The organism is Streptomyces sp. NPDC022910 (assembly GCF_055561075.1).
Map to the genome: position 1 here is coordinate 1 of NZ_JBVHHL010000107.1, position 11709 is coordinate 11709.

The 11709-nt window shown below is 70.6% G+C and carries 13 protein-coding genes and 1 pseudogene; 1 reads left to right on the forward strand and 13 read right to left on the reverse strand.

Going from position 1 to position 11709, the window contains the following annotated elements; translation table 11 throughout:
* Window positions 1-72: 72 nt before the first annotated feature.
* Window positions 73-1506, reverse strand: coding sequence for a multicopper oxidase family protein (locus ACZ3TS_RS41320; RefSeq protein ID WP_467627939.1), 1434 nt, complete (start codon window positions 1504-1506; stop codon window positions 73-75).
* 356 nt (window positions 1507-1862) lie between these two features.
* On the opposite strand from ACZ3TS_RS41320, the gene ACZ3TS_RS41325 reads away from it, so the two are divergent.
* Window positions 1863-2093, forward strand: coding sequence for an ATP-binding protein (locus ACZ3TS_RS41325; protein ID WP_467627941.1), 231 nt, complete (start codon window positions 1863-1865; stop codon window positions 2091-2093).
* 15 nt (window positions 2094-2108) lie between these two features.
* Here ACZ3TS_RS41325 and ACZ3TS_RS41330 read toward each other — a convergent pair whose 3' ends face one another.
* The 12 genes and pseudogenes from ACZ3TS_RS41330 to ACZ3TS_RS41385 form a co-directional block, all read right to left on the reverse strand.
* Window positions 2109-2750 carry a hypothetical protein gene (locus tag ACZ3TS_RS41330; protein WP_467627944.1) on the reverse strand — a complete coding sequence of 214 codons (642 nt, stop codon included), beginning with the start codon at window positions 2748-2750 and terminating at the stop codon, window positions 2109-2111.
* 73 nt (window positions 2751-2823) lie between these two features.
* The gene (locus ACZ3TS_RS41335) at window positions 2824-3081 is read right to left on the reverse strand and encodes a ferredoxin (RefSeq protein WP_467627946.1); all 258 of its coding nucleotides are present in this window, start codon (window positions 3079-3081) and stop codon (window positions 2824-2826) included.
* A complete protein-coding gene (locus tag ACZ3TS_RS41340; protein WP_467627949.1) occupies window positions 3078-4421 on the reverse strand; it encodes an NADH-ubiquinone oxidoreductase-F iron-sulfur binding region domain-containing protein in 1344 nt (447 codons plus the stop codon). Before ACZ3TS_RS41340 ends, ACZ3TS_RS41335 begins: the two co-directional genes overlap by 4 nt.
* Window positions 4418-5161 (reverse strand): ferric reductase-like transmembrane domain-containing protein, encoded by a 744-nt coding sequence (locus ACZ3TS_RS41345; protein WP_467627952.1) that lies wholly within the window; start codon window positions 5159-5161, stop codon window positions 4418-4420. The genes ACZ3TS_RS41340 and ACZ3TS_RS41345 overlap by 4 nt, the downstream gene beginning before the upstream one ends.
* Window positions 5162-5163: 2 nt before the next feature.
* Complete coding sequence (locus ACZ3TS_RS41350) at window positions 5164-6105, reverse strand: FAD:protein FMN transferase (RefSeq protein WP_467627954.1); 942 nt, start codon at window positions 6103-6105, stop codon at window positions 5164-5166.
* Window positions 6102-6470, reverse strand: coding sequence for a hypothetical protein (locus tag ACZ3TS_RS41355; protein WP_467627957.1), 369 nt, complete (start codon window positions 6468-6470; stop codon window positions 6102-6104). The genes ACZ3TS_RS41350 and ACZ3TS_RS41355 overlap by 4 nt, the downstream gene beginning before the upstream one ends.
* A 210-nt stretch (window positions 6471-6680) precedes the next feature.
* Window positions 6681-8078: a HAMP domain-containing sensor histidine kinase gene (locus ACZ3TS_RS41360; RefSeq protein ID WP_467627960.1), complete on the reverse strand. Its 1398-nt coding sequence runs from the start codon at window positions 8076-8078 to the stop codon at window positions 6681-6683.
* On the reverse strand, window positions 8075-8794 hold the full coding sequence (locus ACZ3TS_RS41365; RefSeq protein ID WP_467627964.1) for a response regulator transcription factor: 720 nt from the start codon (window positions 8792-8794) through the stop codon (window positions 8075-8077). Before ACZ3TS_RS41365 ends, ACZ3TS_RS41360 begins: the two co-directional genes overlap by 4 nt.
* Before the next feature lie 326 nt (window positions 8795-9120).
* Window positions 9121-10099, reverse strand: a pseudogene (locus ACZ3TS_RS41370) (site-specific integrase); the annotation flags it as partial.
* 2 nt (window positions 10100-10101) lie between these two features.
* Window positions 10102-10620 carry an HAAS signaling domain-containing protein gene (locus tag ACZ3TS_RS41375; RefSeq protein ID WP_467627967.1) on the reverse strand — a complete coding sequence of 173 codons (519 nt, stop codon included), beginning with the start codon at window positions 10618-10620 and terminating at the stop codon, window positions 10102-10104.
* A complete protein-coding gene (locus tag ACZ3TS_RS41380; protein WP_467627970.1) occupies window positions 10617-10973 on the reverse strand; it encodes a PadR family transcriptional regulator in 357 nt (118 codons plus the stop codon). Before ACZ3TS_RS41380 ends, ACZ3TS_RS41375 begins: the two co-directional genes overlap by 4 nt.
* A gap of 504 nt (window positions 10974-11477) precedes the next feature.
* On the reverse strand, window positions 11478-11709 hold a 232-nt coding region (locus ACZ3TS_RS41385), incomplete at its 5' end, for a hypothetical protein (protein ID WP_467627973.1).

Here is an 11709-nt window from a genome sequence, read left to right on the forward strand (position 1 = left end):
GAGTTCGAACGGACCATCACCGAAGCACGCAAGAAGAGCGACCAGAGGTGCCAGGCCGCATAGGAGAGGTCTCTACGAAACCAGGGGATTGACAATGCCCCGGTCCTCGTGGTTGAGGATGTGGCAGTGCAGGACCGTCTTGCCGGTGTAGTCCTGGAAGTGCATCCGGATGACGAACCGGCCCTTGGCGGGAAGACTCGCGACGTCCTGCAAGCCGTGACCGTGGTGCAGGCGACCGTTGATGCTCATCAGCTGGAAGTGATTGGTGTGCACATGGAAGGAGTGTTCCTCGTTGCTCTCATTGACCACAGTCCACTCCTCGACCGTGTTCAGCCTGGCCCGGATGTCCACCCGGTTCGGATCGAACTGTTTGCCGTTGATGTAGAACTTGGTGCCGGCCTTGTTCTCGGAGAACACCACGGTGCGCCGTGTGGCGATCGGCTCGTGGCTGAGATCCACCGTGGGCGCGAACGGCGTGGTGGGCAAGGCCGCCGGCGGCATCGAAGGTCCCTGGGAGGCCAGGGTGGCCAAGGTCGTCTGCGGGAAGGAGTTGCCGCCTGGCCCGGTCTGGTAGGCGAGTGTCTGCAGTTGGGTGCGGCCGGCCGGGCCTCCTTGTACGAGCACGTCGAAGCGGGCCCCAGCCGCAAGGAGCAGCGAGTCCGCCGTCCAGATGCGGTCGACAGGGGTGCCGTCGTGGGCGATGACATGGAACTTCTGTCCTTGCAGGTGGACGTTGTAGTAGATGTTGGCGCTGATGTTGGCCAGCCGCCATAACTGGGTCTCGCCCGGCCGGATGCGGATGGTCGGGTTCAGCTGGCCGTTGACGGTGCGGTGGGTGGGCGCCCCGATGTGCAGGTTCTGGGTCTTGATCGCGTCGCCGTGGAGCTGGAAGTCCTTGAGCGCGATGACGTGCTCGGTGATGTGGCGCAGGTTCGCCGGAAGGTACTGCTGCAGGCCGTCGACGATGAGGATGCCTGACATGCCCCCGGCGACCTGCGGTGCGGAGGTGACGTGCGGGTGCGGGTGGTACCAGTAGGTGCCGGCTCGCAGGGTGCCGGGGAACTGGAACGAGTAACGGAACGTCTGGCCTGGATGAATGTGGAGGAAGATGTTGTCGGCGTTGCCGCTCGGTGACACGTGGAGCCCGTGAACGTGCAGGTTGGTGACCTCGTTCAGCGTGTTCTTGAAGGCCAGCTCCATCTTGTCCCCCGGCCGGATCCGCAGCGTGGGCGGCATGTAGCTGCCGTTGTAGGTGAAAGCCCACAACATGTGCCCACCCAGGTCTACGCGCCGTTTCTCCACGACGAGGTCCGCCCGAAGCAGCCCATTGTGGCTGACCAACTGCGCCGGTCCCTTGAGCGGAGAGCCTTCCGCGAACGAGAGCGCCGGCGACGGGGACGACATCATCGGCGACGGGGACTGGTCGCTGGTGCAGCCGCTCATCAGGGTACCGACGGCAAGGATCAGCATCAGGGCGATACACGGCAGCTTGGACGGGGACCGCATGACGCCTCCACCGATGGACATCCACGTCCCAGGTAGCTGAGCACCGGCGAGCACCCGAGAGAAGCCGTACGCGCTCCGGCTGGACCGTTCGAGTGACGGACTGCACCCCGATGCCCTCCCGCGGCGCGGCACGGCGCGCATCCAAGTGGACCGTCAACGTCGAGGAAGAAGTGCCGCCCGCGCCGTCGCGCTTCCCGTCGGGGCCAGCCTCGACCTGGGCGCGACGGCCAAGGCGCTGTGCGAGGACCGCGCTGCGGCGCGTGCCGCCCGCGCAGCTGGCCCTTCACGGTTCAGGCGTTACGGCTACGCAGGCGCTGCTACCGCTGTTCAGACCTTTCCCCCGGCCGAGTCGGCCCGTGGTCGACGTGGAGGACGCCGGAATCGGTTTCGCCCGGTCGCGGGCCGACGACGGGAGCGGCCAGCCACAGTCGTCGGGTCGCACGGGCACCGGGCTCGGCCTGGCCATCGTGCGCGCCATCGTCGAGTGTCATGGCGGAGGCCTCACCGTGGTGTCCGAACGGCCGGGCGGCTCGTTGCTCCGGATGGAGCTGCCGCTGCACCCGCCGGCGGCCGAGCCGAGGTCGTGAGCGATCAGGCCGCGGCTACCACTGGGCGGCCAGCGGCGCGCCGAGGAGCGCCAGGACGAACCCGACGCCCAGGGCCGCGGCCAGCAGCGCCCAGCGGGCCCGGGCGCCGGGCAGGCGCCGCCCGCCGTGCCGGGCCGAACCGCGCCGCAGGTCGGCGGCGATGAGCCGGGGCAGCCGCCAGACATGTGCCAGGACATGGACGGTCATCACCGCCGCCCAGCAGAAGAAGCTCGCCTTGTGCAGCAGCAGGACCGGGAAGGGCCCCACGGTCCGGCCGACCAGGGCCAGTGCGACTCCGGTTGCCAGTACGGCCACGCTGGTGGCGACCACCAGGGGCCCGAGCGCCCGCAGCAGCGGGGCGGGCGGGCCTTTGCGGCGGTAGACCAGGTGGCCGGTGTAGTAGCGGATGACGCGGTGGCCGGTGGTGCCGATCTTGAGGGCGACCGGGCCTATCAACAGCAGGCCTATGAAGAAGTGCCAGTACAGCAGCGTGTGCATGGACAGGAGGGTGATGCCCTGGGCGGCGAAGAGCAGCAGCAGGACGGCGCCGGTCAGCGCGGTCAGCCGCTCATTGCCCTCCGGGCCCTCGGCCTCAGGGGCGGCGCCCTGCGGGTGTGCTTGCGGGTCGGTGGGCTCCGCGAGGTGGGTCAAGGCCACGGAGTGTCCTTCCATTCGCGCTTGGGGGCAGACCGCAGTTTGCCCGGGCGGTTGCAAAGATCTCGTTCAGGGATCAGCCGGCCCGGGCCGTGGCGGTCACGGCGGTGTCATCGGTTGGGGGGCGTTCCACACGGTCGAGGCGCAGTGCGAGCACCGGGCAGGCGGCCACGGCCCGCTTGGCGTGGGTGAACAGTTGGTCGGGGACGGTCGGGTCCGGGATGATCGGGTAGCCCCATTCGTCCAGGTCGACGAGTTCGTGGAGGAGTTCGCCGCACAGGCCGCGGCCTTCGCAGGCGATGCGGTCGATGCCCAGGATGTGCTGATGGCTCATTGCCAGCCCTCCTGCTCGGGTCCGGGGGCATCGGGTACGTGGAGCAGCGGGGCCCTCTGGGCGCCGGGGCAGCGGCGGTGGGTCAGGTGGCGGTGGACCTCGTCGGCGAAGACCTCCAGCGCGGTCGCGGCCAGGCGTGAGGCCCCGTCGGGGTGGCGGCAGGCGCCGCGGCCGGCGAGGAGGCCGGCGCGCTGCCGCAGTCGCGCGACCAGTGCGGCGTCCGGCCTGCCCCAGGCCAGCGTGGCGAAGTCGCCTGCCACGGCGGGCAGGCCGAACCGGCAGGGGCCGCACTGCTGGGCGCTCTGCCTGGCGAGGTAGTCGAGTACCCGTGCCGTCTCGGACAGGCCGCAGCCGTTGTCCGGCAGGGCGAACAGCACGCCGGCGCCCGGTCCGGCGCCTGCGGTGGCCAGATCGGGTTTGGTGTACGGCAGGTTCTGGACCTGGTCGGCCGGGAGCCAGCTGCCGAAGTAGCCGCCGACCAGCAGGGCCCGCAGCGGCCGGGTGGCGCCGCCGGCGGTCTGCACCATGGCGGCGAGCGTCGTGCCCAGCGGGATCTCGTAGACGCCCGGTGTGCGCACCGCTCCCGAGAGGGTGACCAGGGTGGTGCCCGGCGCGTCGGGACGGCCGACGCTGCGGAACCAGTGGGGCCCGTAGCGGACGATCAGTGCGAGGTGGGCGAGTGTCTCCACGTTGTCGATCAGTGTGGGGCGGCCGTCCACGCCCTTCTCGAACGGCCGGGGCGGAGTGGGCAGGGGACGAGCCTGGCCGCCGTTGAGCCAGTTCACCAGGGAGGTCTCCTCGCTGGAGACGTAATGGTGGGGCAGGCCGTGCAACCTGATCGGTACCGGGTCGAGCCCGGCCCGGTCGCGCTCGGCGACCGCGGCGTCGAGGTCACGCAACTGGGTCTCGCGGGTGCGGGCCAGGCACAGGTGGATCTCGTCGGCGCCGACGGCCGCGGCGGCCAGCGAGGCGCCGTCCAGCACGAGATGCGGCGCGAGGTCGAGCAGCGTGGAGTCCTTGCGGCTGGCGGCCTCGCTCTCCATGCCGTTTGCGATGACGACGGCGGTGCCCCGGGCTTCGGCGACGGTGCGCAGCTTGCGGCCGGTGGGGAAGGCGGCGCCGCCCCGGCCGGTGAGCCCGGCCTCGTCCACCGCGCGGATCAGGGCCGTGGCCGGGCGGCCGGGCTGCGGCAGCGGAGGGGGCCCGTAGCCGGCGAGGTGTTCGGTCAGGCCGGCCCGGGCACCGGTGGTGAACCAGCCGCTGAGAAGGCGACTGCCATGCGGGCCGGTCGCCTGCTCGCCGAGCCGTAGCGCCGGGTCGGCTTCCCGTTCGCGGTTCATTCGGTCACTCCCCTCTCTGCGGCGTCAGCGGATGCGGGCTGATGGGTGGTCGGCACGGCGCGGGGTGCCGCACCACTGGCGCGCTGTGCCCAGTCGGGCTGCAGCGGACCGGTGGTCAGGAAGGCGATCAGCACCACCGGGACGAGGGCGCTGGCGGCGCCCATGGCAAGGCGCATGCCCAGCCGCCCGGGGCCGGCCCGGTACAGCCGCCACCACACCGCGGCCAGGACGGCCAGCAAGCAGGCCGCGTACAGCAGCAGTTGCAGTGACACCTTGGTGTCGGTTCCGGTGCCTGCGGCGTGGAAGAGGGCCACCGGCCAGCTCGCGTACGCCAGCCAGTGCACGGTCTTCCACCGCCGCACGCCCAGGCGCAGCCGGACGGCGGTGGTGAGCAGCACGGCGAGCAGCAGATCGAAGGCGACCGTGCCCAGCCCCAGCCACAGCGTCCGGTAGGAGGAGGCGAAGGGCAGCACCACGTCCAGCAGCGTGACGTTCACATAGGTGTCCGCGACAGTGGTCAGGACGTGCAGGACGAGGAACGCCAGCGTGAGCAGCGAGAGGTTGCGGTGCAGCGCGCTGATCTCGAACCTGGCGATCCGTTTCGGCGCGTACTGCCCGCCGACGGTGATGCCCAGCACCACGGTCGCCGTGAGCAGGATGAGGGCGATGGTGCCGCTCGCCCGCGTGGCGAACCACAGGGGGCTGGGGCCCGCGGCGAGAAAGGTGGCGGTTGGGTGCATGCTCAGTCTCCGGGTTCGGGATCGGGCGGCCAGCCGCCGAGGGTGAGCACGCTGCCGTCGGTCCGTACCAGCCGGGCGGGCAGCCGGTGGTGGCGCAGCCAGTCGGGCGCCCCCTGCGCGCGGACGATCGCGGCGGTGGCCGCGGTGTTGGCGTCCACGCAGCTGGCCGCGGCGACGCTGACGGTGCGCCAGACGGGCGGTGGGACGTCGCCGGTGGCCGGATCGACGAGGTGGTGCAGGGTACGGCCGCCGCGCCGCCAGGTACGGGTGGTAACACCGGAGGTGGCCAGGCCGCCGTCTCGTACGGCGACGACCGGCGCGTCCGGATGCCAGGGCCCGGCGTGGTCGTCGGCGATCCCCACCTGCCAGCCCTGCTCCGGGGGTTCACCCGCCACCGACAGGTCTCCGCCCAGGCTGACCAGCACACCGCAGCCGACGGCGCGGGCGGCACGCGCCGCGGCGCGGTCCGCGCACAGCGCCTTGGCCGTCGCACCCAGGTCGAGGCCGGCCCCGACGGGAAGCCGAAGCCGCCGCTCGCCCGGATCCCACTGGACGCTGCGCCAGCCGGCCGGCCGGACCACGGCCGCCGGCCGGACGTCCTCGGGGCACACACTTGCGAAGGTCCGGTCGTAGCCGAGGGCCGACACCGCGGGCCCCACGGTGGGATCGACTGTGCCATCGGAGAGTTCGGCGGCACGGAAGGCCGTCTGAAGCGCCTCGGCGAACAACAAGCTCACGGTTACCTCGCGGCCCGCAGCGGCGTTGGCCCGCGACAACTCGGAGTCGTCGCGGAAGCGGCTACAGGCCAGATCGATCGCGGCCAGCTCGGTCTCCAGCACCCGCCGCGCGTTGTCCAGCGCGGCGGGATCAGTGACCAGCAGCACCGCGGTCGTGCCCAGGGCCGGGAAGCTGACCGTCGCCGGAGCGGCGGCGGTGATGGTCATGAGTTGCCGGAGGTGACGGGCGGTGCGGCCGGCGCGGGCTGGGCAGGCACGGCGGTGGGGGGCTGCGCGGGCCGGCGCAGCGTGTGGGGCGAGGTGCCCTGCCGGGTGTCGCCGGAGTTCGGGTCGGCCGAGGGTGCCGACGGCTGCTGCGCGCCGTCGTCCCCGGTCGTTGGCGAGGTGGCGGCGGGACGCTGGGCCGGGACGCTCGCCGCGGTCGGCACCGACTGGGCGTAGCCGGTGCCCAGGGCGAGGGAGCCGGCGGCGGCCGCGACCGAGACGCCGATGGTGGTGAGACCAACGCGCCGCAGGCCCTGGCTTCGCTTGTGCGCGGCGCGGACCCCGGATACTCGCTCGTGCTGCGACATTCGTGGTGCTCCTTCGGAAGGGCATCAAGGGGACCTGTCTGCACACCAGCGTCCGGCATGGCCCGTCGAGGACCCGTTCAGAAAGTCTTCAAAACCGGTAAAGGCGTGCATCGCCCCAGGTGGGGGGCCATATCCGGGTACGAACGAGGAGCCCGCGGACCCACCGGGCCCACGCATCCCGGGCGTATAAAAAGGGCAATCCGGATGTGGCTACTGAGCCTGCCCGTTGCCGCGGGTATGGGCGCGGCGGAAGGGGGGCAGTTCCACGACGACGGTCAGACCGCCTCCCGACGTCTCCGCCAGCTGGACGGATCCGCCGTTCGCGGTGACCAGGCGGTGAACGATGGCCAGCCCGAGACCGCTCCCCTTCGCCTCCGGATTGCCGAAACGGCGGAACGCCGCCGCGCGTGCCGCCGTACTCATGCCGGGCCCGTCGTCGATCACGCTGATCCGCACCATGGTGCGCTGTCCGGCCGAGCCGGGCGCGGTGGTGCCCTCGATGCGCACCCGGCCGCCGACGGGGACGGCGTCCACGGCATTGGCGATGAGGTTGTCCAGCACCTGCTCCAGATCCCCGGCGCCGACGAAGGCACTCAGGTCCGCGTCGCACCGGGTGGTCAGTGCCACCCGGCGCTCGCGGGCCACCGGCTCCCACGCCCCGCGCCGCTCGGCCACCACCTCGTCCACCCGGACCCGCACGGGCCGGGGTACCGCGCTCTCCGCACGGGCCACCGCGAGCAGCCCGTCCACCAGCCGGGACAGCCGCGCGATCTCCTCCTGCGCACCGGCCAGCTCCGCGGCCGTCTCGCCCTCCTCGGTCTCCTCGGCCAGCACGTCCAGGCGCAGCCGCAGCGCGGCCAGCGGGGTGCGCAGCTGATGCGAGACATCGGCGATCACCGTGCGGTGACCGTGGACGAGTCCCTCCATCCGGCCCGCCATCGTGTTGAAGGACGCCGCCAGCCGGCGCACTTCCTGCGGCCCGCGTCCCACCGGCGCGCGCACCTCCAACGAGCCCTCACCCAGCCGCTGAGCGGTCTCGTCCACCGCCTTCAACGGGCTCCCCACCCAGCGGGCCAGCCGGACCGAGACGAAAGCCCCGGCCGCGAGTACCACGGCGGCGGTTCCGGCCAGCCAGCCCCACACGGCGAAGATGCGGTCGTGGAGCGGGTCGAGGGAGCGGCTCAGCACCGCCGCGCCCGCGGGGTCGTCAGTGTCGCCGACGGACGTGCCCACCACCAGCCGGTCCGCCGCCTTGGCCACATGGGTGCCGGGATCGGCGAGCGATTCCCGGATCAGGGAAGCCACCTCGTGGGCGGGGACCGCGACAGGGCACGAGGTCGTGGCGATCACCCGGCCCGCGGAGTCGTAGACCGCCGCGCACTCCCCGTCCTGATCGGCCTCGTGGAGCTGACGGTCCATCGAACCCGCCGGCTTTCCGTCGGACAGGTGCTCCTCTGCAGCGGCGGACACGGAGCGCGCACTGGCCTCCAGGGCGCTCCTGAACGAGTCGTCCTCCCGGTCCGTCAGCAGCACGCCCAGCGGCACCACGGCGCTCACCAGCAGTACGGTGATCAGCGCGAGGACAGTCAGCGCGATACGGCGGGTCACGCTCGGTCGACCCCACCGGCCGGCCCACCGAGCCGGAACCCGCGCCCGTAGACCGTCTCCACCAAACCCGGCACGCCCAGCTTGCGGCGCATCGCGGCGACGTGCACGTCCAGCACCTTCGTCGGGCCGTACCAATGCGCGTCCCACACCCGTTCCAGTATCTGCTGGCGGGTGACCACCCGGCCCGGGTCAGTGGCCAGGCACTCCAGGATGTCGAACTCTTTGGGTGTGAGCGTGACGTCTACGCCGTCGACCGTGACCTTGCGGGTCCGCAGATCGACAGCGAGCGGGCCGTGCTGCAGCACCTCGGGCGCGGCCGGCCGGGTGCGGCGCAGCACCGCCCGCATGCGTGCCATCAGCTCCGCGAGTCCGAACGGCTTGACCAGATAGTCGTCGGCGCCCTCGTCCAGCGCCGAGACCCGGTCGCCTTCCTCACCGCGGGCCGTGATGACGATGATGGCCACGTCGGAGCGCCGGCGCAGGGCCCGGCAGACCTCGACACCGTCCGTGTCCGGCAGTCCGAGGTCCAGCAGGACGACGTCCGGCACCGGCTCGGCGGCGAGCGCCCCGCTGCCGGTGTCCACGCCGGCGGCGGCGTATCCAGCCCGCGTCAGCCCGCGCATCAGGGAGCGGGCGATACCAGGGTCGTCCTCGACCACGAGCACCCGCACGGCATCGCCGCCTGGTTCCCCGTCGCCTATCGCCTCTGTCCGCATGACCTCAGCGTAACGGCGCGGCGCTCAGGCACCGCCGGTCAGCGAGCCGGCGCACCAGAGGGTGTGCCCGGCATCACCGCCCGACGGGACCGCCGCGCCCATGGGAACGCCATGGGAACGGAAGGCCGTGTAAAGGCAGGGAACGATCAGGCAGGGACGGAAGACTGCAACCCGCTGAACAGCAGGAACGGGGAAGTCAGGGAAAGGCCGGCACAGACGGGTGAGGCCATGGGGTCTCTCCTAAAGCGGGTGTCGCAGGTTCGAATCCTGCCGGGGGCACAACGCGTTACCGCTCTGACCTGGGGTTTCTCCCCCAGGGAGGGCTCCTACTCGGCCTCGGACTCCTCGTCCGGGGCCGTTTGCGTGAGCGGTGCGTGAGCGGACGGAGAGTTGATCTCCGGAATTCCTCCCGACGGATCAGCATCATCCGGCACGGACTCCGGGCAGGGATGCTCCGCGTCGTCGGGCTCGGCCTCCGCTTCGGAGGCGGTGTTTCGGAGGTGGAGCGGGCGCGCGGTACGAGCCGGGCTGCGGCCTCGGCGATCGCCAGATCCGCTTCGGGCAGCAGGCTCGTGTACGTGTCGGCCGTGATGGTGATCGAGGAGTGGCCGAGCATGTCCTGGATGTCCTTCAGGTCGGCCCCGGCCGCGTGGGCGAGGGTCGCGGCACCGTGTCGGAGGTCGTGGAGCCGGACCGGCGGGAGGTCGATCTCCTCGTACAGCTCGATGAACCGTCGCGTGACGTTGGCGGGGTGGAGCAACTCGCCGTTCTCCTTGGTGAAGACGCGTCCGGTCTCCACCCAGGCGTTCTCCCACTCCTTACGGTCCTTGTCCTGCTGGGCGCGATGACGCCTGAGGGCCTGGACCGTGTCGGAGTCGAGCGCGATGGTCCGCGCGTCGGCGTCGGTCTTGGGGTCGTCCTCGTACACCTCCCAGCCGTCCACGACGAGTTCCTTGGCGACGGTGATGAGACCGGCGTCCAGGTTGGTGTCGGTCCACTTCTGCCCGCATGCCTCGCCCCGCCGCAGCCCGCGAAAGGCGATCAGGTGAACAGCGCGTACAGGCGGTCCTCCGCGACGTGGTCGAGGAAGTGGCCGGTGTGCTCCGGCGTCCAGACCATCACCGACGACGGCTTCTCGCCGGTGCGCTTCCAGTGGAGGATGCGCTCGTCCGTCCACACCAGCGCCTTGGGCCGCTTGCCCGCCTCCAGCTCGACGTGGGCCGCCGGGTTGAAGGTGATGAGCTGCTGGGCGATCGCCGCGTTCAGCGCGGCCCGCAAGGTGGAGTGGACGCGCTGGCGCGTTGCCGCTAGGGGGTGCTCGTAGCCGTTGGCCCGCTGGGCTGGTGTATGGCGTCGTTTGGATGGGACGACGACAGCAGGGCCCACCAGCTCAGCGCCAGCAAACAGATGGTGAGCGTCGCCGCTGCACCGAGAACGAAGATCTTCCTGCCGGGCCGCCTGGCCTTCGATGGCGTCGGCGACCGAGAGCCGGCCAGTTCCGGCCCTTCGTTCTTGGTGCTGCCCAGTAGGGGCTGTTGTGTCTCAGCCACGTGAGCCGCTGGGGCAGGGGCAAGGACGACCGCGGGCGTAGAGCCCGTGGATGCCGGACCCTGCTCGGCTGAGACGATCTCGTCCGGAGATCCCAGCCGCCCCAGGATGGCACGTACGGCAGTCGCGTCCAGGATCTCCACCTCGTCCGTAGCCGCGTCGATGTGCTCACGAATCTCTTCTCTGAGCTCCGCACGACGCTGCGGCGCGAGAGCCACCGAGGCGCTGTCCAGGCGCTTTAGGTACTCCTCGATGAGCTGTTTGCGCTCAGAAGTCATCGATGGTCCTCCTCGTTGTCCAGCAGTTTGTCGACGGCTGTTCGGAACTGCGTCCAGTCGCTCGTGAACTTCTCCAACGCTTGGCGTCCTGCGGACGTCAGCGTGTAATAGCGGCGCGCCGGCCCGACTTCGGACTCGCGCAGGAAAGAGCTGACCCACTCGTCCTTTCGAAGCCGGGACAGCAGGGGGTAAATCGTGCCTTCGCTGGTCACCAGCCCGTGCGCGTCACACAGTTCCCGCACCAGCTCGTAGGCGTACTTTTCACGGTCTCGCAGCTGCGCCAGGACGCAGAACTGCAGTACGCCCCTCCTGAGTTGACTGATCCCTGAACGTGGTTCATCAGGAGCTACCATGCGGTGCAAGGTACCTGTCGAGCTACTGGCAAAGCAACTCCCGGCCACAGTCGCTATGCCGACCGCGTGGCGTGCTGACAGGCGCCAGATGGGACGCTGGGCGGGTTCGAGGTGGTAAGCGCCACTGGGCCGCCACCGGCCATCCGGCAGCCGCCAGGGCGCTACGAGGGCTGGAACAGGAGCAGACAACCGATGGGTTCGTCGTCGGAAGCGATCAGAAGAGTCGAGCAGCGGCTCGGCATTAGCCTTCCCAGGACTACAAGGACTTCGTTGGCGACGATTCGGCGACCACTGGCCGTTGGTCATCCACCAGCGACTACCTCATGCTCGACCCGTTGGATGATCTGGCCGGCATCAACGAGGCAGCCCGAGCTGACGAGCCGCCTTCCGGCGCCGTGATCATCGGAGGGGACGGGAGCCGCGAGCTGCTCGTGTATGACTTCCGCCACCAGCGCCCGCCTCTGCCCCTGGTGACTACGAGTACGCCACGATCCCGTTTTGGTCCTACTCCCTGGACTGAACAGCACCAAGACGACTGGTCCAGGGCCAAGAGGGCGGGGACGGGCTGACATCCATCGCTGACATCAACGAGAGCGGACAGCAGAGATCCGCGACGGCCTCCACCACGCGTTCGTCACCCTTCTCGGCGACGGGTGAAAACGGACCGCTGATCGGCGGATGAACGGTGACCCACTTCGCGATCTTCTGATCATCCTGATCTTCTTCGAGGGTCAGG

Coding starts and splice junctions, on each gene's coding strand:
- ACZ3TS_RS41335 (WP_467627946.1), bottom strand. CDS start 3,081: ATGAGCCATCAGCACATCCTGGGCATCGACCGCATCGCCTGCGAAGGC.
- ACZ3TS_RS41375 (WP_467627967.1), bottom strand. CDS start 10,620: ATGACTTCTGAGCGCAAACAGCTCATCGAGGAGTACCTAAAGCGCCTG.
- ACZ3TS_RS41380 (WP_467627970.1), bottom strand. CDS start 10,973: ATGGTAGCTCCTGATGAACCACGTTCAGGGATCAGTCAACTCAGGAGG.
- ACZ3TS_RS41350 (WP_467627954.1), bottom strand. CDS start 6,105: ATGACCATCACCGCCGCCGCTCCGGCGACGGTCAGCTTCCCGGCCCTG.
- ACZ3TS_RS41355 (WP_467627957.1), bottom strand. CDS start 6,470: ATGTCGCAGCACGAGCGAGTATCCGGGGTCCGCGCCGCGCACAAGCGA.
- ACZ3TS_RS41320 (WP_467627939.1), bottom strand. CDS start 1,506: ATGCGGTCCCCGTCCAAGCTGCCGTGTATCGCCCTGATGCTGATCCTT.
- ACZ3TS_RS41365 (WP_467627964.1), bottom strand. CDS start 8,794: ATGCGGACAGAGGCGATAGGCGACGGGGAACCAGGCGGCGATGCCGTG.
- ACZ3TS_RS41340 (WP_467627949.1), bottom strand. CDS start 4,421: ATGAACCGCGAACGGGAAGCCGACCCGGCGCTACGGCTCGGCGAGCAG.
- ACZ3TS_RS41345 (WP_467627952.1), bottom strand. CDS start 5,161: ATGCACCCAACCGCCACCTTTCTCGCCGCGGGCCCCAGCCCCCTGTGG.